Genomic DNA, 24,490 nt, shown 5'->3' with positions numbered 1-24,490 from the left:
CTGCTGCGCACCAAGCCAATACCGAAAATAGAAGATTTACATGCAATAGTTTTGAATACTGTCGCCACCGTCACACGGATGGAAATTCACAATGAAGGGCTACCGTGCATATCACCCAGTCACTGATCAACACTGCGCAAGCAAATCCCGACCATGTCGTCACGATCTACCGTGATCGCGCGCGAACGGCCGCGGAAACCATCGACCGAGTCGCCCGATTTGCAGGGGCACTTCGTGCTCTAGGCGCCGCACTCGGCGACCGAGTCGGCATCCTGGCGCTCAACAGCGATCGCTATCACGAGTTTCTTCACGCAGTGCCATGGGCAGGATGCGTCGTCACCCCGGTAAATGTGCGATGGAGCGCTGCCGAGATCGCCTACTCATTGGTTGACAGTCAGACCGACATTCTGCTTGTCGACGACAACTTTGCCCCGCTCATCCCAGATCTGCGCGAACTCGCTCCCAACCTGTCGTCGGTGATATTCATCGGCGAGACTCAGGCACCTGACGGAATGCTCGACTACGAGCAACTTGTCGCCGGCGCCGGTGCGGTCGAGGACGCGCGACGGGGCGGGGACGACCTCTACGGAATCTTTTACACCGGCGGGACAACCGGCAAACCCAAAGGGGTCATGCTCTCGCATCGAGCATGCCTCACCTCCGCGATGGGTTCAATCGTAACCGCCGACATCCTCAATCGCGGCGGGGTCCTTCTACATGCGGCACCGATGTTTCACTTGGCAGACCTCGCCGCGTGGCTCATCGCGTGCCTCACCCGCGCCACACATGTGATGGTGCCCTCGTTCACTCCGGCCGGTGTTGTCGAAGCCATCACCAGACACGGTGTTACCGACACACTTCTCGTTCCGACGATGATTCAATTGTTCGTAGACTCGCCGGAGGCGAAGAATTCAGACCTGTCGAGTCTCACGCGAATTGTGTATGGGGCGTCACCGATCTCCGAAGCCCTCCTCCAGCGCACCCTCGAACTCTTTCCGAAGGTACGTCTCAGCCAGGGATATGGCATGACCGAAATCGCTGCTATCGCAACAATTCTCACCGCAGACGACCACGATGATCCAACGCTCCGACGCAGCTGCGGGCGGCCCACAGCACACTCGGAAGTGCGCATCATCGGAACTGGCGACGTGGAACTTCCACGTGGTGACATCGGCGAGATCGTGGTCCGCGGAGATCACCTGATGTCCGGCTATTGGAACAAGCCAGCAGAGACTAGCGCAGTCATCCGAGACGGCTGGATGCATACCGGGGACGCCGGGTACATGAACGAGGATGGTTATGTATTCGTTGTCGATCGACTGAAGGACATGGTCATCACCGGCGGCGAGAACGTGTACACAATCGAAGTCGAAAACGCCCTCGCCAAGCATCCTGCAGTCGCTCAGGTTGCCGTGATCGGACTACCCGACGAAAACTGGGGCGAGCGCGTCCACGCCGTTGTCGTCCTGACTCCTGGCACATCGGTGAGCGAGGCGGAACTCCGCGACTTCTGCCGGATGCATATCGCGAACTACAAGCTGCCACGGTCGACGTCCTTCGTCGACGCTCTTCCTACCTCCGGTGCAGGCAAGATTCTCAAGCGCGACCTGCGCGAGTGGTACGGAACCGGCAGATGATTCTGACCAAGGACCGGTCCGGCTTACGGATCTGATTCCTTTCGCGGGCCTCCGCGACTTCCACCACCATTTAAAGAACGGAACAGACAATGCCAGACCTGGTCGACCTCCACCGCGATGGACAGACATTAGTCATCACCATGCGCCGCGAAGCCCGCCGCAACGCCATCGACGCGGACATGACGGCTGGCTTGGACGCCGCTTTCAACCTGCTGGACGACGATCCAGAACTTCGGGTCGGGGTCTTGGCTGGCGCCGGCGCAGTGTTCAGCGCCGGAACCGACCTCAAGGCGGGATCCGGCGCGACGGAACGAGGGGGAGAATACGGGCTGATCCGCCGGCGTCGCGCGAAGCCATTGATCGCCGCGGTCGACGCACCGGCATACGGCGGCGGGTTCGAACTGGTCCTTGCCTGCGACCTCGTGGTGGCCTCGAGCCGGGCCACCTTCAGCCTGCCCGAGGTCCAGCGCGGCGTCATCGCCACCTGTGGAGCGCTGTTCCGGAGCGCCCGCGCGCTACCTCGCAATGTCGCCGCCGAACTGCTACTCACCGGAGACCCCCTGACCGCCGATCGTGCCCATGTGCTCGGCTTGGTCAACGTCCTCACCGAACCGGGGGAAGCAATCGACGCGGCGATCGCCTTGGCCGGGAGAATCAGCAGCAACGCCCCGGTTTCGGTCAGCGAAACCCTCCATGCCATGGCTGCGGTCGATGCACCGGGTGACGAGCTCGGATGGCAGGTCACTGCGCGAGCTTTCGCCGCCGTGCTGGAGTCCGAGGACATCCACGAAGGCCTACTCGCTTTCGCTGAGAAACGATCGCCCCGGTGGAGCGGTCGATGATTAGTCAGCGCCGTGTCCGACCATCGAGAATTGATCGCCGTCGCGAGCCCTCGTAGTCTCGACGCAGCATTACCATCACGCGACCATGCCACGGCCCCTGCGGCAGGGGCGGAGACGGCGTCAGCATTGTAAGTGGAAGCGCGGAGCCTCAGTGCGAAACCAGACGTAGGTGGAGAAGCTTGTCGCCGGACTGCACCACACCGGCCGCCGGTGCCTCGACGCGGAACAACTGGCCATCGCGCACCACACCGAGCACGATGTCCTGCACTTCCGAGGCGCCTTGCCGACCTCCACGGATTCAACAGTGCGTTCCTCTACAGCGAACCCGCCTTGGGGGTCCGGATGTCTTCGATCACTTCCACCACAGAGGAGTAGGGGGTGGCGATGACCAGGAGTCGGCCAGCGGTCTCCGCGGTGACGACCACCGTGTCTGCAGCAGATTGACGCAGAAGATGCGTGTTCTCCGATCCACGGAGAGCAGCGACGATGCGCGCCTTCGGAGCGAGTTGACGGGCACTCGATGGTGGACATGCGGTATCGCCGCGCGAGATAGGTGGCCACGATCATCGATGCCGTGTGCCCGGCTCCAGCCAGTTGCAGCAGGTCCAGCCTGGTAGCCGAGCCGTGCACGGTGACCAGACCTTGTCGCGACGCTACTTCCAAGACGGCCGGATCGGTGTCGGCCACCACCACGTCCGACGGCAGGAGCCCGGCGGCGAGCAATCGCGTCGATGGCGGTGAGCCTTTAGTGCCGTAGCCGACGACGGCGCGCATGCAATCTTCAAGGCCTGTCGGGAACTTTCGTCCCCACGCTAAACAATAGGTGCGCGGTCGGAGAAGCCGGCCGTCCTGCCGAGGGCGGTCAGGGCCAACGACAACAATGTTGCATAGTTATGGGCCACTTCGGATCATCTCATTCTTTCCAATTGACCGACACGACAACTCTATTCTCGTGTGGAGCGGTCACCAGCTGCGGTGATCAACGTGCTCCGGCGACGCTGCAGGACGCGGTCGACAGAGAGAGTTCCCGGCCCGACGAAGACCAGCAGGAACAGGGCCCAACAGAACATGGCGGCGGATTCACCGTCGTTCTGGATCGGTAGCGCACCCTTTTCCTGGTGGGTCCAAAAGTACGCGAAGGCCATCGATCCAGAACTGATGAACGCGACGAGTCGGGTGCCGAGGCCAAGCATCAAAGCGATGCCACCAACGACCTGGATGATGGCTCCCCACCATCCCGGCCATGCGCCGAACGCGTCGTTGACTCCGCCAGCGGGCTCCGTCGGCCATGACCACAGACTCGTGGTGCCGTGGCAGAAGAAAAGGAAGCCGACGACGATGCGGAAGGCCGCGATCGCATATTCGCTGGCGCCGGATAGGCGAGCACTGAGGGTTGTAGTCAGGGTTGTAGTCACCTGAAAAGATTAAGCATGGCTAGACCAAACTCGCATGACCAGTGACAGCTCTAAGCCTCCGAAACCCGTTTAGTTACGGTTTAGATATCTACGATTGGTTGCGAAGGTGTTCTGCATCACTCGAATCTCTCAGGCGGAATTGGCCGGTTGGCGCGGCTGGAGTCGCGCTACCGCGCTTGTGAGAGCATTTTTTACTTCTTCTTGAACGATCAGGACCTAGTTTTCCAGTCCGGTTGGTACTTTCTTCTCGACTTAAATCTATTTTTACAGCCATCTGTGATTAAAAGTATCGGAGGCGGCGAAGCCCGCGACGGAGCGGTGACACTCCCTGACGCGGATCGCTGGGTTAACGACAGACGATCGACAGCACCGACCACATCCAAGATGCTGCGCCTGCGGCTGACATTCTGTGATCACACCATCGAAATCGGGCGAGACATCATCTTTCTCGAAACCGGGCAACTCCCCACCTGCCCCAAAGCCCTCCTCTAACGGCATACTCGCGTCGCGCTGCGCTCTTGTCTGCCGCGGTCTTCGCTGGTGCGACCATAACTTAAATCTCCGCTGATCCGGTGGCGTCCTCCTGCTTGGTGGCCGGCCGCCGGGTTGGCGCCAACACATCGCCGGCAACGGGCGCGGCGTTCGCACCTCCCACTCGGGTGGCTGGCGGGGTGATTGTGCGGGAGCGACGGAGGCCGGCCACGTGTGGTGTCGCGGTAGCTCTGATTTTTGCCTATTCCTGGGGTTGGGTTGATACTTTTTGCGGGTGACTTATATCCCGAAAATCGACCCCCACGCAGATAACCATGCTCGTTACAAATTGAAGAATGGCGAATTAAGCAATCGAATTCTTCTTGCGGCCCTATTGGATGTGTGGGGAAACCGCTGTTACATAAACGGTTGCGTAAAAGATTTTTATGATTACGCGATTGAGCACATAATTCCGCACACGACGAGTAAAGATGAGCTAGGAAGGTTACTGAAAGAGTTTGGTTCAGAGAAGGTGCAGGCACTGACTTTCGATGTTCATTCTCCACATAATCTGGCGCCCGCTTGCAAGAAATGCAATCGTCGTGGCAAGGGCAATAGGAATTTTTGCTGTGCCATCAATGCGACTTCGCCGGCTGCACCAACCCGGCACACATGCAGTTGGGAACCAATCGCAGCAACCGCAACGAATACGAGCTCCGGCGGCGCAACATCGCCAGCCCACTCGCCTACGTGCGAGGACCCGCGGGGCGCACTCGCGCCATCGCTGCCGCGATCCGTATCGGGGTCGAACAGAACCCAGGAAGCGACGTCATCGAAGAGCACATCGCTGCGGCCGAGGCTGCAGGACGTCCGCTCTGACTCTGGTAGCGAGGTTACGCTACCGCCGATGCACTGTGAACACATTTTGTTGCAGTGCAGCGCCTTTCAACGACAAGATGACATAATATAAGTTATCGGTGAACGATACGGCTGGAATTATGCCGAGCTGCAACAGATCTGACCCCGAACGGACCACTCGGCAGGGACGATCAGCTGTGACGGTTCGACAGTGCCGCAACCGTAACCCCGGCTCTGCACATCAGAGCCGGGGAAGTGAAACGCCATCTGCGTTGAGCACACAACTCAGATGACCCTCTTTCGATGCGCGGCTAGTTATCCGCCCCGCACCTTCCATTATAAACCGCACAATCGGTATGCATTGCCTGAATCCCTTTCGGATAATCAGGCAAAGCTGTACGCCGCCGACAAATGAAATAGTCTGTGCGCTAGTACTTTCGGATTATCGAACTCCGCACTAATGGTTGTTGGTCATTCGGCGGTAGTCGGTCTGGCGACCGACCAATTCGTCGTGCACGATCTCTAGCCGGATCTGCTCACATCGGTTTCGTTTCGTGAGCTTCTCGAGTCGATGCAGCTCCTCGACCAACTCTGTCTCCGTCATCGCCTTTCTGACATCCTTCATCCGTTGAGCGCCTCCCGAACTCGTTGTTTCGTATCGGCGTACCCCAGATCGGTGATCCCGTAATCAAGTCAGGGAGTCGGGCACATGGATGTGACCTTCCATCGGGCATAACACCGGCCTAGCCTGGAATCATGGCTATTACGAGGAAATATGGGGCATTGTCCTCATTCGATCTGGGTGAGGAGATCAACGCCTACGTCCCTGCCAATTCCGGCCGGTTATGGGGAGTGACAGGACGGTTGGTCGGAGTGCGCACACTCTCGCAGGCGACGAACGAGTAACCCGTGCGAGCGTCGAGCTGGGCGACTGTCAGGTGGTGAAGTTCGCCGCGTCCTCCGACTCACATCTCGACGGCGTCATCGATTGACCCAGCTGGTGAAGGGGCTGGACTCTGTACGTGTGTGCCCTCATCGACAAACATCCCCGCCCACCCCCGTGATGAAATCTACCGACGATGACGCGGCCGCGCGAGATAAAAGGGAGGCGGAAGAAAAAGATTGTCCGCGGCGCCTCGCCGATGCCGAGAAGATTTACCCAACGCGTTTCGAGCCGCTAACACGGAAACCGGTGTCGGCCGATCGCGCGTGCGCATAGCGCCGCCGCGCGATCCGCTTGCTCCGGTTCAGCGCGTCGTTGAACCGGTCGAGGGCCCAGGCCGCTCGGACGCCGAGGCGCCCCATGATCAGGCCGACCGCGCGGCCGAACCGCGGCTCGTCGGCCCACACGGTGCGCAAGTCCTCCGGCATCGTTCCCGTCGCTATCCGATCGGCAATGAGAGCGCCGATGTACGGCGCCTGCGCCAGGCCGTGGCCGTTGCACGCGAGTGAGTAGTAGACGTTGCCTCCGGTCGTTCCAGCCACGGGCAACCAACTCGACGTGATGCCGATCCAACCGCCCCACGCCCGGGCGATGGCGATGTCCGCGAGCGGCGGGAACCGCCGGGCGAAGGCCTCCGCCAGGTCGGCCACGACTGACGGATCCGGAGTACGTTCTGGGAGAGGGTATTCGATGGCGCGCTCGATCTTGCGCACTCCGAACACAATGGTGTTGCGCGAGGTGAGGCGGTAGTTCTCCATGATGTTGTGCTGCGTGACGAGCCCGGATCGGCTCGTCCAGCCGAGCGCGGCGATCCGCTCCGGGTCGATCGGCTCGGTCTCGACCTCGGTCACCCACATCGGGGAAGACAACCGCTTCGGGGTGATGTCCCACTCGCCCGCGCAGGCGTTCGTGGCGAGGACGACGGTGCCCGCTCGGACGATTCCGCCGGGGGTCTCGAGGACCACGTCACCGCCCTCCCGGACGACGTAGGTCACCTTGGACTGTTCGAAGACCCGCACCGACGAGCCGAGCACCGCTGCGCGCAACCCTCGGAGAAACTTCCCCGGGTTCATGATGCCGCCGTGGACCTCCCGCATACCGCCGAGGAATCCGTGGGGGATCCCCAGCTCGCGGGCGTTACCCTCCTCGACCTCGGCACCGGCCCTGCGGAGGATCTTCGCGATCCGCCGCGTCCGGCCCAGCTGACCGCGCGACACCGCTGCGAAGACGTTGCCGGTGGCCTCATAGTCGCAGGCGATCCCCCGCGCCGCGATGAGCTCCTCCACGTGCGCCGCAGCGTTCTCTGTGAGGCGGATGATCGCCGGCATCCGCTTGCGGTACAGCAGATCCAGGAGCTGAATGTCGCCGCCCGGCGCGCTGGCCAGCTGCCCAGCGTTGCGCGAGCCGGCACCGCGCCCACAGAACGCCGCTTCGAGCAAGATCGTGTCCACGCCGTACTCCGCGAGCCGCAGCGCTGTCGCCATCCCGGCGAGCCCACCGCCGATCACCGCGACGGAGCAGGTCAAGTTCTCCCTCAGCGGAGGACATACGTCGGCGGGCGGATCGATCCACCCCGAGAAGTCGGTGTAGACCGTGTTCGTCGTCGCGCTCATGCCTGCTCAGCCCCCTGAACGACGACCGTGCCGGCGCTGCCCGCACCATCCACGGCGCGGTTGTGCGCGTCGAAGGCCACGTACGAGCGGTAGATCACAAGCATGGCCAGGCCCCAGGTGAACAGCGCAAGGATGTAGAACAACGTGTGGTTGGCGTCGTCACCCGGGATGTGCCAGAAGTCGTAGATAGACGCGACTACAACGTTGAGGGCCGTGGCGATCCACACCCAGACCGCGTGAGCGTGCTCGCCGAGCGCCCACAGTCGCCGTCCGTAGTACACGAAGAAAGCGCTGACGCCGAGCGCCATCACCAGGAAGAACACCTTGCCAGGGGTGCCGATCTCGATTGCGAACTCGGAGAGGAAGTAGCCGAGCACCGCTGCAAGGGCAAACGCGCCGACCTCGACGGCCGTCGTGGGCTTGTACCTGTGCGTGACCATGAGTAGGCCGAGCACCAGGATCACGGTGAAGCCGATCGACCGGGAAAACGCGTCCAGGAAGAACGCAAAGTGGTACATCGGCGAGTCAGTCCCCGCCTTGAGCAACCCGTAGATCAGGAAGTTCGATCCTGACGTACCCATGATGATCCACTCAAGGCCGATCAGCCAATTCGAGTAGTTCCTGATGAACTTCACACCGCAGATGACTCCGATGGCGATCATCCAGATGTCCGCTGCAGCGAAGAGCAAGTCGCGCATGGTTCGTTCCTCCGTGAGATGTGATCCGTGTCTCGTGACGTCTCTCACGTTGTCGCGGCGAACCCCGCGCGCGCTACAACGAGGTGCAACATCCAGGGCCGAGTGACGCAACACCATGCACCAGATGATGCGATCTCCGTTGGCCGTCCCCAAGGGGCGTGTGCACATTGCACTACCTCTTCAAGAACTAGGAGCAGTGTGTTGTGGCTCATGCGACACCTGACCCGGCACCGTCGTAGGCACAACAAGTGACCACGGACACAACGTCACCTCCGAAAGGGCCCACGATGAAGACACTTCCGCAGACCGAAGAATTCGACATCGCCATCATCGGTGCCGGCATCTCCGGCATCGGCGCCGCGAAATACATCACCGAGGCGTTCCCCGGCAAGCGGGTGGTGATCCTCGAGGGACGCGCGAACATCGGCGGCACCTGGGACCTGTTCAAGTACCCCGGCATCCGCTCCGACAACGGCCTGCACACCTTCGGCTACGAGTTCAAGCCCTGGACCGACCCGGACGCCATCGCGGAGGCCCCCAAGATCCTGAACTACCTGCAGGAGACGCTCGACGAGTTCGAACTGAACCGCCTGGTGCGGTTCGAGCACAGCGTGCAGCGCGCCTCGTGGTCGAGCGAGGACGCCCGGTGGACCCTCGACGTCCAGACCCCCGACGGCGACCGGCGCTTCACCACGAACTGGATCTTCGCCGGCACCGGCTACTACCGCTACGACGAGGGTTACACCCCGCACTTCGAGGGCCGCGAAGACTTCAAGGGTGACATCCTGCACCCGCAGCACTGGCCCGAGGACTACGACTACGCCGGCAAGAAGGTCGTGGTCATCGGTAGCGGCGCCACCGCGGTCACGCTGATCCCGTCGATGCTGAACCACGACGGTGCTGCGGCGCACGTCACCATGCTGCAGCGCACGCCGACCTACGTGGTGCCGTGGCCCAAGGTCGACAGCTTCGCGCAGTGGCTGAGCCGGACGTTCGGCGAGAAGCGCGGCTACGCGATGACCCGGTTCACCAACATCACGACCGACCTCGCCCAGGTCAAGTTCATGCGCGCCTTCCCGAAGCTCACCCGCAAGATCATCCGCCGCGTCAACGCCAAGTCCCTACCGCAGGGCTACGACGTGGACACCCACTTCAACCCGCCGTACGACCCGTGGGACCAGCGCCTGTGCCTGTGCCCCGACGGCGACTTCTTCGAGGCGCTCAGCACAGGTGCCGCCTCCATCACCACCGACAAGATCGTCCGGTTCACCGAGACCGGGATCGCGCTCGAATCCGGCGAACACCTCGACGCCGACCTCATCGTCACGGCGACCGGCCTGAACATGCGCATGCTCGGCGGCATCGACCTCGAGGTCGACGGCACCCCTGTCGCGCTCCCTGACACTGTCGCGTACCGCGGCGCGCTGCTCTCGGGCCTCCCCAACCTGGCCATCTCGATCGGCTACACCACGTCCGCGTGGACGCTCAAGGTCGGGATCCTCGCCCGCTACTTCTGCAACCTGGTCAAGCACATGGACGCCTTCGGATACGACAGCGTCCGTGTCGTAGCCGATCCCGCCATGGAGCACCGGCCGATCCTGGACCTGAGTTCCGGCTACGCCCAGCGCGCGAAGGACATCATCCCCAAGCAGGGCACGGGCCTGTTCCAGCAATCGATGTCCTACCAGCAGGACGCGAAGATCCTCCGCGGCCCCCTGCTCGACGACGCCCTGGTGTTCGGCTCCACGACGGACGACGCAACACCGTCGACGGCGAAAAAGGCCGTCCGTGTCTGAGCACACCGAGGACAGGTTCGCCCAGCTCCCGGGCGGCACCCGCATCTGCTACCGGATGGACGGCCAGTACGGCGCGCCGCCCGTGCTGCTCATCGCCGGCCTCGCCGAGGACCTCACGACCTGGTCGGACCGGTTCGTCTCCGCACTGACCGCCACGGGATTCCTGGTGATCCGCATGGACAACCGCGACTGCGGCCGGTCGACCTACGCGACGACACCGCCGCCGAATACGCTGCAGCAGCTGCTCGGCAAAGCGCGCCGCGACGCCTACACGCTGGCGGACATGGCCGACGACGCGGCCCAGCTGATCGAGCATCTCGGGCTCGGCCCCACGCACGTCGTGGGGCGGTCGATGGGCGGCATGATCGCGCAGACCGTGGCCGCGCGGTACCCCGAACTGACCGCGGCGCTCGCGTCGCTGTACTCCACCACAGGGAATTCCAAGGTGGGGCAGCCCGCGGCATCGACCATGGCGCTCATCGCGAGCCCGCCCCGGCGCGACCGGGTGGGAGCCGTCCGAGCGCACCTGCGCATGACGGCACACCTCGCCGGCACGGCGTACCCGATCGACGAAGTCGAGGAGGCGGCGCACGCCGTCACCACCTGGCACCGCACCGCGGGCGACGGTGTCGCCGGCACCGCCCGGCAGATCCAGGCGATCGCGGCGTCGGGTGATCGCACCGCCGAGCTGGCCCGGATCACCGCGCCCACCCTGGTGATCAACGGCGACCGCGATCTCATCGTGGCACCGTCGGGCGGCGATGCGACGGCGGCCGCGATCCCCCATGCCCAGCACATCGTGATCCCGGGCATGGGGCACCACCTTCCCGACGCCCTCGCCCTGCGCATCGCGGACCACGTCGTCTCCCACATCGAGAGGGTGGCGGTATGACCGAGCAGCGCACCGTCGACGTCGTGGTGATCGGCGCCGGGATCTCCGGGCTGACGGCCGCACGCCGGCTTACCCAGGCCGGACGTTCGGTGGCCGTGATCGAGGCCGGCGACCGCGTCGGCGGCCGCACAATGAACCTGCAGGTGACCGACGGCGTGATCACCGAAGGTGGCGGACAGTGGGTCGGCCCCGGCCAGGAACGCGTCCTGGCACTGATCGACGAGCTGGGCCTGACGACCTTCACGACGTTCATCGACGGAAAGTCGATCTACCACCGCCGCGGCCGCTCGAAGCGCTACGACGGAACGATCCCACCGATGAGCCCGCTGGCCATCGCCGACTTCGCCCAGCTGCAGCTGCGGCTTGAGCGGATGGCGAAATCAGTTCCCCTCGAAGCGCCGTGGACGGCCCGCCGGGCCCAGGAGTGGGACGCCACCACCTTCGGCCGCTGGCTCGACGCGCACTCCTTCACCGCGGAGGCCCGGGAGATGTTCACGATGGCCTTCACCGTCACCAACGCGGAGGACCTGCACAGCACCTCGCTGCTGGTCCAGCTCACCCGGATCAAGGGCGGTGGCGGCATCGATCACGCCGTCAACATCACCGACGGTGCGCAGGAGTCCCGCGTCGTGGGCGGCACTGCGGCGATCGCCGACCGGATGGCGGCCGACCTCGGACCGGCAGTGGTGCTCGACTCCCCTGTGTCCGACGTCCACCAGGACGCCGACGGGGTGCTCGTCCGATCCGCGCGGCTCGACGTACGCGCGGACCGCGTCATCGTCGCGATGTCGCCCGCGGACGCGACCCGCATCCGGTTCACGCCCGACCTCCCGACCCGGCGCAGCATGCTGCAGCGACGGTGGAGCACCGGCTCCGAGAACAAGCTGTTCGCGGTCTACGACCGCCCCTTCTGGCGCGAGCAAGGGCTGAACGGCCAGGCCGTCACCGACCTCCCGGTCGCGAACTACGTGGTCGACAACTCGCCGCCCGACGCGAGCGTCGGCATCCTGCTGACCTTCCACGGCACCGCCGGCGCGGGCGGCGGCCTGCACTGGTCCGACGCGATCCTCGACGATTCCGCTGCGCGCCGCGACGCCTTCCTCGCCGACCTGACCACCCTGTTCGGGCCCGAGGCCGCGAATCCCGTGGCATGCCTGGAGAAGGACTGGACGCACGAGCAGTGGATCAGCGGCTGCGTCGGCTCCCGCGCGCCCGGATCGCTGACCCAGTACACCGACGCGGACCGCCGGCCCATCGGGCGGATCCATTGGGCCGGAACGGAGACGGCGATCCTGAACCAGGGCTACATCGACGGTGCCGTCAGCGCAGCGGAGCGCGCAGCTTCGGAGGTCCTCACCGCTGCGGGCGCCCGGGTCGGCGGGAGCGTGCTCTCATGACGCAGCAGCGCGAAGTGCAGGCACCCGTCGGCACCGGCCTCGAACGTACCCTCGGTGTCCCGCAGATCGTCTTCATGGTGGTGGCGTTCGCCGCGCCGCTGACGGTGTTCGCCGGGCTGATTCCGCTCATGCTTGGCACCGGCAACGGCATCGGCACTCCCGTCGACTTCGTGATCGTCGGGATCGTGCTGGTGATATTCACCGTCGGCTACTCCGCGATGACCCCCGAGGTCCGGAACGCCGGCGCCTTCTACTCGTACGTCCGGCGCGGCCTGGGCACCACCGTCGGCCTCGGTGCCGCGGCGCTCGCCCTGGTCACCTACGCCGTCCTGATGGTGTCCGTGACGGGCTACCTCGGTGCCGCTGCCCGCAACGTGATCGTCACGTTCACCGGGGTGTCGGTGCCGTGGTGGATCCTCTCCGCCTCGGGGCTCGCAGCGATCGGCTACCTGGGATACCGCAACGTCGAGGTGAGCGCGCGCGTCCTCGGTGTGCTGCTGGTCGCGGAGATCGGGATCGTCGCGCTGGTCGACCTCTCGATCGTGCTCCGCGGCGGCGCCGAAGGACTGTCGGCCCAGCCGCTGTCCTGGGGCGCGTTCACCAGCGGCGCCACCGGAACCGGGATCATGTTCGCAGTCTTCGGATTCGTCGGATTTGAGGCGACCGCGGTGTTCCGGTCCGAGGCGAAGGACCCCGACCGCACTGTCCCGCGCGCCACCTACATCGCGGTGATCCTCATCGCCGTGATCTATGCCTTCTCCTCGTGGGCGATGATCAACGGTATCGGGGTCTCCCGCGCCGCCGAGCTCGCCGCGCAGGATCCCGAGGGCCTCGCGCCCGGGCTCGCGACGCGCTACGTCTCGCAGGTCGCGCACGACGGGGTGCAGGTGCTCCTGGTCACCAGCTTCTTCGCGTGCATCCTCACCGCGCACAACGTGGTCTCGCGGTACCTGTTCGCCCTCGGCCGACAGGACGCCCTGCCGCGGCGTGTCGGCGAGGTGCACCCCGCGCACCGGTCGCCGCACGTCGCGTCGGTCCTCACCTCCGCGGTGATCAGCATGCTCGTCGCGGTCACCGCGATCGCCGGGCTCGACCCCGTCACGCAGGTGTACGCGTGGTTCGGCGGCGCGGGGACGCTCGGGCTGATCTCCCTGCTCGCCCTCACCTCGGCCGCGATCGTCGTGCACTTCCTCCGGGAGAGGACGACGAGCCTGTGGCGCGGCACCGTCGCCCCCGTCCTCGCACTTGCCGCGCTCGGGGCGATCCTCGTGCTGGTCGTGAGCAACTTCGACGTACTCATCGGCTCGGCCACCCTCGCGGACGTCTTCCTCGCCGTGCTGGCCGCCGCGTTCGTCGCTGGCCTCCTGTGGGCGCTCGCGCTGCGCCGCAACCGTCCGGACGTGTACGCGACCCTCGAATGACACCGCGTACAACATCGGCCGCCTCTCCGGAAACATCTTCCCCCACTACCGATTAGGACACGCCATGCAAACCACTACCAGCCCTCCTGCCCCGGTCACGGGCGACGCCCGGGTCGTCATCGACGACGATGCGACGCCGATCGTCCGGCTGCTCGGCCGCACCCTGCGGGACTCGTTCCGGACCGGACACGCCGTCGATGCGCTCGAGCGCCTCTCGGGCTCCGTCGCCGTACGGTCGCACAACACCCCCCAGGCCGCCACCGTCGTCGTGGGCGACGGTGCCGCGACCGTCACCGGTGGCGTGACCGGCGGCACGGACGCCGCGCTCGTCGTCGACCTCGACTCCCGCGTGGCCGTCGTCGCCTCCGACGGCGATCCCCTGCTGGCCGAAGCTGTGCGGCAGGCGCTGTACCCGCAGCCGCCGGCGTGGCGCGACGCGGCCGCGCGGTTCTGGGACCTCACCCGCGGAATCCGCGGAATACCGGACGTCCTGGTCGCGGTGGCGCTGGGTCCGGACGGCCCCGAGGAGGCCCACTTCGGCGCGGGCCCGGACACCTACCGCATCGTCGGCAGCGCGGATCAGCTGGCCGGCGTGTTCACCGGAGCCGACTACCTGCTCTCCGCCCTGGAGCACGGCCTGCGCGTGCAGGGGACTCTCTCGCAACTGTCCGTCATGACCGCCGCCTCCTGGAAGGTTCGATTCGATGTCTGATCTCGCCGCACCCGTAGTGAACGCCCCCGCCAAGGCCTTCCGCCTCGAGGCCACCAACCACGACGGCAGCTTCATGGGCAAGAACGTGACACCGGCGAAATTCGCGTCGGGCCGGGAATCCGGCTTCGCGTTCGCCGACATCCTGTTCGCGATCGACATGGGTACCGACATCGTTTTCGGCGACGCCTACCCCGACTGGCGCGGCAACCTCTACGACATCTCGATGATCCCCGACATGAGCACGCTGGTGCGGTGGAAGCCCGGCGTCGATTCCGTGATCGGCGACTTCTGGCTGAAGGACGGCCGCCCCGTGCCGATCTGCCCGCGGAACATGGTCCGCCTGCTGATCGACCGGCTCGCGGCGCTGGGCTACACCGCCACCGTCGCGGTGGAGATCGAGACCACGCTGTTCGAGGAGTCGATCCAGGAGGCCCGGGCCCGCGGATACCGCGGCCTGACTCCGCTGGGCGGCGACACCGGCTCCACCTACTGCCTCGCCCGGTCCGCCGACTGGATCGACTACATGGAGGCCGTCACCGACCGACTGGACCAGCTCGGCATCGTCTGGGAGGCGTGGACCGACGAGGCCGCGCCCGGCCAGACGGAGCTGAACATCGCCCCCACCGAGCCGCTGGCGCTCGCCGACGCGTGGGTGCGGACCAAGCAGGTCATGCGCGAGATCGCCTGCGAGAAAGGTTGTTCGGTCACTTTCATGGCCAAACCGACCGCCGGTTTCGGGCAGGGCGCGCACATCAACCTGTCGCTGCAGCGCGACGGCGTGAACCAGTTCTACTCGCCCGACGGTCCGTCCGAGGTGATGCTGCAGGCGGTGGGCGGACTCATGGCGACGATGGCCGGCAACACGCTGCTCGCGCTGCCGCAGATCACCTCGTACCGGCGCCTGGTGGATGTGTCGGGGCCGCCGACCACCATCTCGTGGGGCGTGAACAACAAGACCGCGGCGCTGCGTGCCATCGCCGGTCACCCGAATTACTCGCGCCTCGAGTACCGCGTGCCCGGATCGGACGTGAATCCGTACTACGCGCTGGCCGGCGTCCTCGCGGGTGTCATCGCGGGCATCGAGCGGAAGATGCAGGCCCCGCCCCAGGTCGACGATATGGCGTGGTGCCTGCCCGACTACTGCGGCGTCGCGCGCATCCCCGACTCCATCACCAAGGCGATCGCCGCGCTCGACGCAGACGAGATCCTCCGCGAATATCTCGGCGACGAGTTCGTCGACTTCTGGACGGCGTCGCGCCGCTGGGAGTGGATGGAGTTCCACACCAAGGGCGGCGACCCGTACACCGAACTCTCCGAGTGGGAATCCCGACGCTACTTCGAGTTCTCATGAGCCGCCGGCCACTGATCGGGATCACCGGCCGCCGTTTCGAACTGAGCCTGATCGCCGGATCCGACCCCCGGTACGGCAAGGCGTGCATGGACTCGTTCATGTCCGCGTTCGCGACCCGCATCGCGCAGGCCGGCGGCGTGCCGGTGCATCTGCCTTACGACGCCGCCCCCGACGACGCCAGCGAGTGGCTGTCGGGCGTGGTGATCACCGGCGGGCAGGACGTCCATCCCTCCCGCTGGGGCGGCGACACCTCCGTCGTGCGCGACGTGGACCCGCGCACCGACACCAACGCGCACGATCCGGAACGCGACGAGTACGAGTTCGCCCTCACCCGTGCGGCCATAGACCGCGGGATCCCCGTGCTGGGAGTGTGCCGCGGCCTGCAGGTGCTCAACACCGCGCTCGGGGGCACGCTGATCGCCGACCTTCCCGCGGGGCCGATCCCGCACCTGTCCCCGCAGTCCGCGCCCACCGACGGCGACGCCGTCCACGTGGTGCGGTTCGAGCCGGGCTCGACCGCGGCGCGGGTCTTCGGCCCCACCATGACCACGAACTCGTGGCATCACCAGGCCGTCGACCGATGCGGCGACGGCCTGATCGTCACGGGCCGGACGTCCGACGGTGTCGTCGAGGCCGTCGAGATGCTCGGCGCACCGATCCTCGGCGTGCAGTGGCACCCCGAGTGGATGGACAGCGACGACCCGGCGATGAGCTGGATCGTCGACGAATCGAAGAGCCGACAGGAGGCCTGGCAGTGACAATCACCTCGCACACCGACGACGCCGGGCGGCGGGTCGCCGTCGATCCGAGCGAGTTCGGCGACGCCCCGCGGATCGGCACCGTCACCGGACTTCTGGCCGACGGTGCCGCCCGCACGCCGGGCGCGGAGTTGCTGCGGTTCGGCGGCGAGTCGTGGACGTACGAGCAGGCCGATGCGGCGTCGTCGCGGCTCGCGCACCTGCTGATCTCGGACCACGGCATCGTCCCTGGAGACAGGGTTGCGATCATGCTGCCCAACGTCGCCGGCTGGCCGCTCACCTGGTTCGCCGTGCTCAAGGCCGGCGCGGTCGCCGTGCCGGTCAACTCCGCCTACCGCGCGACCGACCTGCGGTTCGTGCTGGAGGACTCCGGCACCCGCGTGATCGCGACCGATGCGGACCACCTTCCGCTGGTACGGGAGGTGATCGCGAGCGATCCGGCGGTCGCCGGCGTCGGCGTCGTCGACATCGCGGAGACTACCGGCACAGAACACCCGTCGACCGCCCCCGCCGTGGACATCCGCCCGGACACCCTGTCCAACCTGCAGTACACGTCGGGCACCACCGGTTTCCCGAAGGCGTGCATGCTCACGCACGACTACTGGACCCGGATCGGGTGGACCTGCGCCGGAGCGGCCGGCCTCGGTACCGACGACGTGCTGCTGACTGCCCAGCCCTTCTCGTATATGGACCCGCAGTGGAACGCCGTGCTGGCGTTGACGACCGGCGCTCCGCTGGTGGTGCTGCCGAAGTTCTCGGCGTCCGGATTCATGCGCGACGTGCGCCGCCACGGCGCGACGTTCTGCTATGTGCTCGGATCGATGCCCACGCTGCTGTTCAAGCAGCCGCCCGGCCCGGAGGACCGGGACAACCGGCTGCGCGGCGTGTTCTGCTCCGCGATCCCCGTGGCGCTGCACGCCGCGCTGGAGGAGCGCTGGGGCGCACCCTGGCGCGAGCTCTACGGCATGACGGAAAGCGGGATCGACCTGTTCAGCCCGTTCGCGGACACCGCCGCCGTCGGCAGCGGAACCCTCGGACATCCCGTCCCCACCAAGCAGGTCCGGATCGTGGACGCCGACGATGCCGAGGTCCCGGCCGGGACACCGGGCGAGCTGACCGTGGCCGGAACGCCGATGATGCTCGGCTACTGGAACCGCCCCGAGGAGACCGAGAGGACCCTGCGCGACGGCCGCCTCCACACCGGTGACGTCGCCGTCAAGGACGAGCACGGCGGGATCCGCCTCGTCGGCCGCCTGAAGGACATGGTGCGGCGCGGCGGGGAGAACGTGGCCGCCGCGGAGGTGGAGGCCGCGCTCGAGCGCGACGAGGCCGTGGTCGCGACCGCCGTGGTCGCCGAACTGGACGACGTGCTCGGCGAGGAGGTCAAGGCCTTCGTGCAGCTCGCGGTGGATGTCCCCGCGGACCGTTCGATGGCCGAGGCGATCGTCGCCCGCGTCGCGGAGCACCTCGCCCGATTCAAGGTTCCGCGCTACGTCGAATTCGTCGCGGACTTCCCGCGCACCCCGTCCGAGCGGGTATCCAAACCCGCACTCAAGGCCCGCGCCGCGCAGGCTCCCGGCACCGTCCATGACCTGCGCGCGTCAGCACCGTCGACCAAGGAGATTTCACATGGATAACACCGACCAGGCGACCGAGAACGTGCTTGTCGAGGTGACCCGGGAGGTCGCCGTCATCACGCTGCGCCGCCCCGAGAAGCTCAACGCTCTCACCGCGCCGATGCGCCGGCGCCTTTCCGCGCTGATCCGCGAGTACGGCACCGGCGACAAGGCCAGGGGCGTAGTGCTGACGGGGACCGGACGCGCGTTCAGCGCGGGCGAGGACCTCGCCGCCGCGCCCACATCGTTCGAGGAGATGCGGGAGAGCTTCGAGAGCTTCCACGACGTGACCCGCGCCGTGATCGAGACCCGGGTGCCCGTGATCGCGGCGATCAACGGCATCGCCGTGGGCGGTGCGTCGGAGATCACGCTGTGCTGCGACGCCCGACTGGGCACGCCCCGGACGGAGTACTACCAGCCCGAGAACGGACGCGGCCTGACCATCTCCAACGCGTCCAGCATCCTCCTGCCCCGCATCGTCCGCGGCCACGCGATGCGCATGGTCCTGGCCTCCGAGCGCGTCCGCGCCGACGAGGCGCTGACCATCGGCCTGCTCGACGAGATCGTTGAGCCGGAAGCACTGCTGGACCGCGCCATCGACACCGTGCACGCGTGGACCCCCGAGGGCGTCAACAACACCGCCCTGCACCTGGAGCTACTGCGGCCGTCAATCGAGGAGATCGAGCGCGCCTTCGAGCGCGAGGACGCCGCGGCCGACGAGTCCTGGAACAGCGGCGCGCTCACCGCCGGCGTCCAGGGCTTCTGGGACGCACGCACACCCGCCACCGCGAACGTAGCGAACCGATGATCATCACCCGCGCCGCCGTGCTCACCGAGGTGGGCCGGCCCCTGCACCTGACCGACATCCGTGTCGATGATCCCGAGCCGCACGAGGTGCGGGTCGCCGCCACCCACGTGGGGCTGTGCCACAGTGACCTGCACTATATGACCGGAACCGTCGAATCCGAGGTCCCGGTCGTCGTCGGGCACGAGGTGGCGGGCATCGTCGAGTCAATCGGCTCGGCCGTCACCGACCTGAAGCCCGGCGACCGCGTGACCGGCGCGCTGACCCCGTCGTGCGGACACTGCGCGAACTGCAACGCCGGCCGCTCCACCCAGTGCCAGCGGCAGGCGGAGATCCGGCGCCGCCCCCGGCCCGCGTACGCGCTGCCCGACGGGACGCCCGTCGCGCGCCTCGGCGACGTGGGCGCGTTCTCCGAGCACATCCTGCTCCGCGCGAACGCCGCGGTGAAGCTGCCCGACGACGTGCCCACCCGCGTCGGCTGCCTGCTGTCCTGCTGCATCGTGACCGGCGTCGGCGCGGTGTTCCGCGGGGCGCAGGTGCGCCCGGGTTCCACCGTCGCGGTGATCGGCTGCGGCGGAGTCGGTTCGGCCATCATCCAGGGCGCGCGGCTCGCGGGCGCCTCGGCGATCGTCGGCATCGACCTCGACGACGCCCGGCTCAAGGCCGCGCACGAGTACGGCGCCACGCACACCATCAACGGTGCGGGCGAGGTGCGGGCCGACATCACCGAGCTGCTCGGCGACGGGGTGGACTACGCCTTCGAGGCCGTCGGCTCGGCACGCACCGCCGCGACGGCGCTCGCGATCGTGCGGGCCACCGGCACCGCGTGCCTGGTGGGCATCGCACCCGACGGGACCGACGTGCCCGTCCCCGCCTCCGACTTCTTCTTCAGCGAGAAGCGCCTGATCGGCTCGTACATGGGCTCCGGCCAGGCACGCGAGGACATCGGGCAGTTCGCCCGCCTGTACCAGCAGGGCCGACTGCTGCTCGACGAGATGGTCACGGACGTCATTCCGTTCGAGGAGATCAACGAGGGCTTCGAGGCCATGAAATCGGGCGACGTCACGCGGATCGTCGTCGCCATGCCCACCAGTTCCGAGACCGAGGTGACCCAGTGACCACCGAAACCACCACCCTCGCCCAGCCCCGCAGCTACATCGCCGGGGAGTGGGTCGAGTGCGAGACGCTCGACACCTGGAACGTCGACCCGAACACCGGCGAGCCCGTGCACCGCGCGGTGACCACCACCCAGGCCGATCTGGACCGGGCGCTGGACCTCGCGCAGCGCGTCTACGACGCGACGGATTTTACCGCCGACGACGTCCGGATCGAACGCGCCGAGGCGCTGGAGCGGGCGGCGGCGAACGTCGAGCAGCGGCTCGGGGAGATCGCGCGGCTCGACGCGCTCACCAGCGGCACGGCGATCGGCGCCACCCGCAAGATCGCGGCGTTCCTCCCGCACCGCCTGCGCGGCGCCGCCGCCGAGGCGCGGAACATCGCCCGCGTCACCGCTCTCCCCGCGGGCGGCCGCGACGTTCGGCTGTACCGGATCCCGTGGGGTCCCGCGGCGATCCTCACCCCGTGGAACGGCCCCAGCTTCATCCCGGCGGCGAAGGTCGCGAGCGCGATCGCCGCCGGCTGCCCGGTGCTGCTCAAGCCGTCCGAGCACGCGCCCGCCAGCGCGCAGGTGATCGCCGAGTGCTTCGTCGACGCCGGCCTGCCCGACGGGGCCCTCCAGCTCGTGCACGGCCCCGGCGACATCGGCGCCGCGCTGACGGGCGACCGCCGTGTCCAGGTGGTCTCGTTCACGGGCGGCCCGGGCGCGGGCCGAGCGATCGCCCGGGCGGCGGCGGAGGACTTCAAGGTCCTGCAGCTGGAGCTGGGCGGCAACAACCCGGTGATCGTGCTCGACGACGCCGACCTCGGCGTGACCGCGGACGGGATCATCACGGGCATAACGAACCTCAACGGCCAGTGGTGCGAGGGCCCGGGCAAGGTGCTCGCGCCGCAGCACCTGGTCCAGCCGCTCCGCGAGGCGCTGGGAGAGCGCATCGCGAAGCTGCGGATCGGGCACTCGCTGGACGAGGCCACCGACATCGGGCCGATCTCCAACGAGCCGCACTTCCGCACGCTGCGAAAGCGGATCGACGGCCTGCGCGCGCTCGGGGCCGAGATCGACCAGCCGGGCGAGCGGCCCGCGCTGGCAGGGTTCTTCCTGTCCCCCACGGTCGCCACCGGTTCCGACCCCGCCCGCACGACGGCGGAACTGTTCGGGCCGGTCGTCTCGCTGCACGGCGTGGACTCCGAAGAGGAGGCGCTGCGGGCGGCGAACGCGCACCCGTCGGGCCTGGACGCGTACGTCTTCGGCACCGACACCGACCGCGCGATCGCAGTCGGCGCCCGGATCAAGTCCGGCGAGATCCGCGTCAATGGCGCGAAGGTCGCCGACCTCGGCGACGACTCCGCGCAGAGCTTCTGGGGTCCGTCTGGCATCGGCGGGCACGGTCCGGCCGAGTCGATCCGGGTGTTCTGCGGCGACCGTGTGGTCGGCGTGGACTCGCCGGACCTTCCGATGTAGGCCGTGACCGAACTCGAACGAAGAGGAGGAACACCGATGGACAAGAACACCACTCATGACGTCACGGTGCTCGGCTGCAGCGGTCGAGGCCGCACTCGCACGCACACTGGCCGGCGCCGGCCACAGCGTCGCCGTGTGGAACCGTACACACGCCAGGCCGAGGCGCTGGCGAGCGAAGCGATCACACCCGTGCAGGAGGTCGCCGACGCCGTCGGCGCCGCACCGCTCGTGCCGGCCTGCCTGTCCACCTACGACGATGCGCTCGCCGTCCTGCGGGACGTGCCGGGCTGGACCGGCGCCACGCTCGTCAACGTGGGCAGCGGCACGCCGGTGGAGGTCGACTCGTTCGCAGAGTGGGCCAGTGGACGCGGCACCGACTACCTGGATGGCTCGAGCCTCGGCTATCCCGCCGGCATCGGCACCGAGGCGGCGGCGATCCTCTACTCCGGATCCGAAACCGCGTGGGCCGCACACGGCGAGACGCTCACGGCCCTGACTCCAATGTCGGTGTGGGTGTCGCCGGAGGTCAGGACCGCGAGCGTCCTGAACGCGGGACTCGTCGGCATGTTCCTGGTGCCCGCGGTCAGCGCGTACGTCGAGGCGGCGACCTATGTGCTCGGTCAGGGTGTCGATCGGTCCCTGCTCGACAACCTCACGCCGGCGGTGTTCGCATCGACCCAGGCGGAGACCGCCAGGGCCGCGATCGACGGCGACGACTTCGCGACGGACCAGGCGACGATCGCGACGTACGCGCAGGGCCTCGACGGGGCCGCCGCCATCATGGCGGAAGCCGAAGCCGGAATCCGGAATCCGGGCGCGCGTGTTCACCGCCGCCATCGAGAACCTCACCGCCGCTGTGGACGCCGGCCTCGGCGATCTCGGGTTCGCGGCCCAGGCGAGGATCGTCGCCGTGGCGGGGTAAGCCGGGGCGAGACGGCCCGGGCGGGACGCCGCGGGTGTCAGTCGCGCAGCTGCACGAGCATGAGCGCGGCGACGACGCTCGCGGCGCTCTCGGCGAGCGGCACAGGCAGGAGTTGGTCGGCTCGCGCCAGCCTCCGCTCGACGGTGTTCCTGTGCGTGAACAGGCGCTCGGCGGCGGCGGAGCCGTTGAACCGCTCCTGGATGTAGGTAAGCACCGTCTCGCGCAGCGCCGGGTCGGCGATGGCCAGGTCGCCCAGCGTGTCGGTGACGAACTGATCGGCCTGCGCCATGTCGGCGGTGAGAACCGAGACCAACGCGACGTCCTCGTAGCGCACGACGATCCGGTTCGAGCCCAACCGGGCCAGCATCCGCTGCGCGGACGCCGCGTCGAGGTGGCTGCGACGAAAACCTTCGAGGTCCTGTCCCGGGCGTCCGAAGGCGAGGTGGATCCCCGGTGTTTCGGCGACGATCCGTTCGGCGACCTCGGTCGGAGGGACCACGTGCGCCGAGACCCACACCCACAGGGCGGTGGTACTCGCGTTGAGGGTGAGCCGGCGCCCGGCACCGCACATCCGCATCACTGCCTCCGCAGCGGTGTCGAGGCCCGCCGCCTCGTCTGCCGAATCGCTCCAGATGATCGCGGCCACGTGGTCCCCCGTCAACGCGTAGCCGAGACGCGATTCCGCCCTCGCGCGACCGATCGGCGCGCCTTCGAGCAGCAACTGGACCGTGGCGTGTCGTTCGGCGTTCGCCCCCTTGGCGAGATCGACGCGCTCCCTCTCCACGAACTCGTCGAGCGCGGCGATCGAATCGTCGATGAATGTCGCCATCGAGCGCTCAGACACCTTTATCAGTTCCCGGAGTTCGTCGAGGTCGGTGGTGGCGGCGAAGCAGCCGTCGACCCACATCGACCACGCGCCGTGCTGAGCGCCGCGCCAGGAACCTAGGTCGTGCAGGTCCAGTCCGCGGCGCACGACGTCCCGCGCGAACTGCAGGATCTCCGGATCCATGCTCGGCGGAACCCGCATGCCGGGATCCTGCATGTTCGCGGACAACCAGTGCAGCATGTTGGTCCTGTTCATCCGGCGGTCCGCCTCCACGAGCTGCGGATCGTCGAGCACCGCGCGGTAATCCGCTGACTCGTGTGCTGCCGCCGTCACCTCTTCCGCAGCGGTGTCGGCTGCAGCGAGCATGTGCTCGGCCACCAGCCGGATGAGCGCCGAGATGCGCACGCTCGGGCGCGGCCACGATGTTCCCACTGTCGCACTGTAGCGCTGCGCCGGTCCGGCCGCGCAAACGCTGCGCCTCACGGCGGCATCTAATCCGAAAATGAGGTGACGTGCCTGCGGTGCCGGCACGTGCGTTGTCCCGGCGGCACGTAGCGGAGCCGGGAAGGTCGTGGTGGTGTTGTGCGGGTCAGGCGGCCGGGGTGAGGGTGACGGTGCAGCCGAGGGCTTCGAGTTGACGGATGTGGTTGCGTTTCTTGGTGTCCGGGTTGATGTGGCGGGTGTAGGCCGAGGTCGTGGAAGGTGGTCTGGTAGTCGGAGAACAGGTGCCAGACGATGGACATCGACCCCGACGGCTTCGTCGAGAACGTCGCCGGACAAACTCGGAATCCTCACTCATCGCGTCAAAACGGACATGAAGAACTTCAAGGAGTTCATCGAGTCCCGCGGACACGAAACCGGCGCTTGGCGCGGCAACGTCGAACGCCCCGACCAGGTTCGCCTCGACGAAGCATAAAACCCTTCCGATCTTCATTCGAC

General features: G+C 67.0%; 19 protein-coding genes and 3 pseudogenes. 16 read left to right on the top strand and 6 right to left on the bottom strand.

The genetic code is table 11. The annotated features are described in order from the left end of the window. The first annotated feature begins 104 nt into the window (after positions 1–104). Both QRN54_RS20605 and QRN54_RS20600 read left to right on the top strand, forming a co-directional pair. Positions 105–1,637, top strand: coding sequence for a long-chain-fatty-acid--CoA ligase (locus QRN54_RS20605; RefSeq protein WP_058036979.1), 1,533 nt, complete (start codon positions 105–107; stop codon positions 1,635–1,637). An 89-nt stretch (positions 1,638–1,726) separates the two neighbouring features. Continuing rightward, positions 1,727–2,479 (top strand): enoyl-CoA hydratase-related protein, encoded by a 753-nt coding sequence (locus tag QRN54_RS20600; RefSeq protein ID WP_058036978.1) that lies wholly within the window; start codon positions 1,727–1,729, stop codon positions 2,477–2,479. A 612-nt stretch (positions 2,480–3,091) separates the two neighbouring features. On the opposite strand, the pseudogene QRN54_RS20595 reads toward QRN54_RS20600, so the two are convergent. After that, positions 3,092–3,253 (bottom strand): annotated as a pseudogene (locus QRN54_RS20595) (NAD-binding protein); the annotation flags it as partial. A 170-nt stretch (positions 3,254–3,423) separates the two neighbouring features. Continuing rightward, complete coding sequence (locus tag QRN54_RS20590) at positions 3,424–3,894, bottom strand: DoxX family protein (protein WP_253741114.1); 471 nt, start codon at positions 3,892–3,894, stop codon at positions 3,424–3,426. 1,095 nt (positions 3,895–4,989) lie between these two features. On the opposite strand from QRN54_RS20590, the pseudogene QRN54_RS20585 reads away from it, so the two are divergent. Beyond that, positions 4,990–5,244 (top strand): annotated as a pseudogene (locus tag QRN54_RS20585) (hypothetical protein); the annotation flags it as partial. Between the two features lie 436 nt (positions 5,245–5,680). Here the strand turns inward: QRN54_RS20585 and QRN54_RS20580 are convergent. Beyond that, the gene (locus QRN54_RS20580) at positions 5,681–5,827 is read right to left on the bottom strand and encodes a hypothetical protein (protein ID WP_285182962.1); all 147 of its coding nucleotides are present in this window, start codon (positions 5,825–5,827) and stop codon (positions 5,681–5,683) included. Positions 5,828–5,979: 152 nt separating this feature from the next. On the opposite strand from QRN54_RS20580, the gene QRN54_RS20575 reads away from it, so the two are divergent. Then, positions 5,980–6,129 carry a hypothetical protein gene (locus tag QRN54_RS20575; RefSeq protein ID WP_156423043.1) on the top strand — a complete coding sequence of 50 codons (150 nt, stop codon included), beginning with the start codon at positions 5,980–5,982 and terminating at the stop codon, positions 6,127–6,129. A gap of 249 nt (positions 6,130–6,378) precedes the next feature. On the opposite strand, the gene QRN54_RS20570 is transcribed toward QRN54_RS20575, so the two are convergent. Both QRN54_RS20570 and QRN54_RS20565 read right to left on the bottom strand, forming a co-directional pair. After that, on the bottom strand, positions 6,379–7,779 hold the full coding sequence (locus QRN54_RS20570) for an NAD(P)/FAD-dependent oxidoreductase (RefSeq protein ID WP_285182961.1): 1,401 nt from the start codon (positions 7,777–7,779) through the stop codon (positions 6,379–6,381). Next, complete coding sequence (locus QRN54_RS20565; RefSeq protein ID WP_165638676.1) at positions 7,776–8,477, bottom strand: transporter; 702 nt, start codon at positions 8,475–8,477, stop codon at positions 7,776–7,778. The genes QRN54_RS20570 and QRN54_RS20565 overlap by 4 nt, the downstream gene beginning before the upstream one ends. A 287-nt stretch (positions 8,478–8,764) precedes the next feature. On the opposite strand from QRN54_RS20565, the gene QRN54_RS20560 reads away from it, so the two are divergent. The 11 genes from QRN54_RS20560 to QRN54_RS20510 all read left to right on the top strand — a co-directional run bounded on the left by QRN54_RS20560 (position 8,765) and on the right by QRN54_RS20510 (position 21,803). Beyond that, a complete protein-coding gene (locus QRN54_RS20560) occupies positions 8,765–10,273 on the top strand; it encodes a flavin-containing monooxygenase (RefSeq protein ID WP_165638675.1) in 1,509 nt (502 codons plus the stop codon). Further along, on the top strand, positions 10,266–11,165 hold the full coding sequence (locus QRN54_RS20555; RefSeq protein ID WP_285182960.1) for an alpha/beta hydrolase: 900 nt from the start codon (positions 10,266–10,268) through the stop codon (positions 11,163–11,165). The genes QRN54_RS20560 and QRN54_RS20555 overlap by 8 nt, the downstream gene beginning before the upstream one ends. Then, the gene (locus tag QRN54_RS20550) at positions 11,162–12,562 is read left to right on the top strand and encodes a flavin monoamine oxidase family protein (RefSeq protein ID WP_058036970.1); all 1,401 of its coding nucleotides are present in this window, start codon (positions 11,162–11,164) and stop codon (positions 12,560–12,562) included. Before QRN54_RS20555 ends, QRN54_RS20550 begins: the two co-directional genes overlap by 4 nt. After that, a complete protein-coding gene (locus QRN54_RS20545) occupies positions 12,559–13,983 on the top strand; it encodes an APC family permease (RefSeq protein WP_058036969.1) in 1,425 nt (474 codons plus the stop codon). Before QRN54_RS20550 ends, QRN54_RS20545 begins: the two co-directional genes overlap by 4 nt. A gap of 64 nt (positions 13,984–14,047) precedes the next feature. Next, positions 14,048–14,695, top strand: coding sequence for a hypothetical protein (locus QRN54_RS20540; RefSeq protein ID WP_058036968.1), 648 nt, complete (start codon positions 14,048–14,050; stop codon positions 14,693–14,695). Then, entirely contained in the window at positions 14,688–16,046 is a 1,359-nt protein-coding gene (locus QRN54_RS20535) for a glutamine synthetase family protein (protein WP_058036967.1), read from the top strand. Before QRN54_RS20540 ends, QRN54_RS20535 begins: the two co-directional genes overlap by 8 nt. Next, positions 16,043–16,804, top strand: coding sequence for a gamma-glutamyl-gamma-aminobutyrate hydrolase family protein (locus QRN54_RS20530; RefSeq protein WP_058036966.1), 762 nt, complete (start codon positions 16,043–16,045; stop codon positions 16,802–16,804). The genes QRN54_RS20535 and QRN54_RS20530 overlap by 4 nt, the downstream gene beginning before the upstream one ends. Further along, positions 16,801–18,441, top strand: a complete 1,641-nt coding sequence (locus QRN54_RS20525) for an AMP-binding protein (RefSeq protein ID WP_058036965.1) — start codon at positions 16,801–16,803, stop codon at positions 18,439–18,441. The genes QRN54_RS20530 and QRN54_RS20525 overlap by 4 nt, the downstream gene beginning before the upstream one ends. Next, positions 18,434–19,228 carry an enoyl-CoA hydratase/isomerase family protein gene (locus QRN54_RS20520; RefSeq protein WP_058036964.1) on the top strand — a complete coding sequence of 265 codons (795 nt, stop codon included), beginning with the start codon at positions 18,434–18,436 and terminating at the stop codon, positions 19,226–19,228. Before QRN54_RS20525 ends, QRN54_RS20520 begins: the two co-directional genes overlap by 8 nt. Beyond that, positions 19,225–20,343: a Zn-dependent alcohol dehydrogenase gene (locus QRN54_RS20515; RefSeq protein WP_058036963.1), complete on the top strand. Its 1,119-nt coding sequence runs from the start codon at positions 19,225–19,227 to the stop codon at positions 20,341–20,343. Before QRN54_RS20520 ends, QRN54_RS20515 begins: the two co-directional genes overlap by 4 nt. Further along, entirely contained in the window at positions 20,340–21,803 is a 1,464-nt protein-coding gene (locus QRN54_RS20510; RefSeq protein WP_058036962.1) for an aldehyde dehydrogenase family protein, read from the top strand. Before QRN54_RS20515 ends, QRN54_RS20510 begins: the two co-directional genes overlap by 4 nt. Before the next feature lie 959 nt (positions 21,804–22,762). On the opposite strand, the gene QRN54_RS20505 is transcribed toward QRN54_RS20510, so the two are convergent. After that, a complete protein-coding gene (locus QRN54_RS20505; RefSeq protein ID WP_058037007.1) occupies positions 22,763–23,983 on the bottom strand; it encodes a PucR family transcriptional regulator in 1,221 nt (406 codons plus the stop codon). A 303-nt stretch (positions 23,984–24,286) separates the two neighbouring features. Here QRN54_RS20505 and QRN54_RS20500 point away from each other — a divergent pair. Continuing rightward, positions 24,287–24,467, top strand: a pseudogene (locus tag QRN54_RS20500) (SRPBCC family protein); the annotation flags it as partial. Positions 24,468–24,490 lie beyond the last annotated feature (23 nt).

The organism is Rhodococcus sp. MEB032, from assembly GCF_030208925.1.
Taxonomy (GTDB): Bacteria; Actinomycetota; Actinomycetes; order Mycobacteriales; family Mycobacteriaceae; genus Rhodococcus_F; species Rhodococcus_F qingshengii.
The sequence above is the reverse complement of the archived record's forward strand: the minus strand, read 5'-3'. Positions and strand labels throughout refer to the sequence as shown.

Coding starts and splice junctions, on each gene's coding strand:
- QRN54_RS20515 (WP_058036963.1), top strand. CDS start 19,225: ATGATCATCACCCGCGCCGCCGTGCTCACCGAGGTGGGCCGGCCCCTG.
- QRN54_RS20550 (WP_058036970.1), top strand. CDS start 11,162: ATGACCGAGCAGCGCACCGTCGACGTCGTGGTGATCGGCGCCGGGATC.
- QRN54_RS20575 (WP_156423043.1), top strand. CDS start 5,980: ATGGCTATTACGAGGAAATATGGGGCATTGTCCTCATTCGATCTGGGT.
- QRN54_RS20540 (WP_058036968.1), top strand. CDS start 14,048: ATGCAAACCACTACCAGCCCTCCTGCCCCGGTCACGGGCGACGCCCGG.
- QRN54_RS20560 (WP_165638675.1), top strand. CDS start 8,765: ATGAAGACACTTCCGCAGACCGAAGAATTCGACATCGCCATCATCGGT.
- QRN54_RS20565 (WP_165638676.1), bottom strand. CDS start 8,477: ATGCGCGACTTGCTCTTCGCTGCAGCGGACATCTGGATGATCGCCATC.
- QRN54_RS20530 (WP_058036966.1), top strand. CDS start 16,043: ATGAGCCGCCGGCCACTGATCGGGATCACCGGCCGCCGTTTCGAACTG.
- QRN54_RS20545 (WP_058036969.1), top strand. CDS start 12,559: ATGACGCAGCAGCGCGAAGTGCAGGCACCCGTCGGCACCGGCCTCGAA.
- QRN54_RS20535 (WP_058036967.1), top strand. CDS start 14,688: ATGTCTGATCTCGCCGCACCCGTAGTGAACGCCCCCGCCAAGGCCTTC.
- QRN54_RS20520 (WP_058036964.1), top strand. CDS start 18,434: ATGGATAACACCGACCAGGCGACCGAGAACGTGCTTGTCGAGGTGACC.
- QRN54_RS20600 (WP_058036978.1), top strand. CDS start 1,727: ATGCCAGACCTGGTCGACCTCCACCGCGATGGACAGACATTAGTCATC.
- QRN54_RS20580 (WP_285182962.1), bottom strand. CDS start 5,827: ATGACGGAGACAGAGTTGGTCGAGGAGCTGCATCGACTCGAGAAGCTC.
- QRN54_RS20570 (WP_285182961.1), bottom strand. CDS start 7,779: ATGAGCGCGACGACGAACACGGTCTACACCGACTTCTCGGGGTGGATC.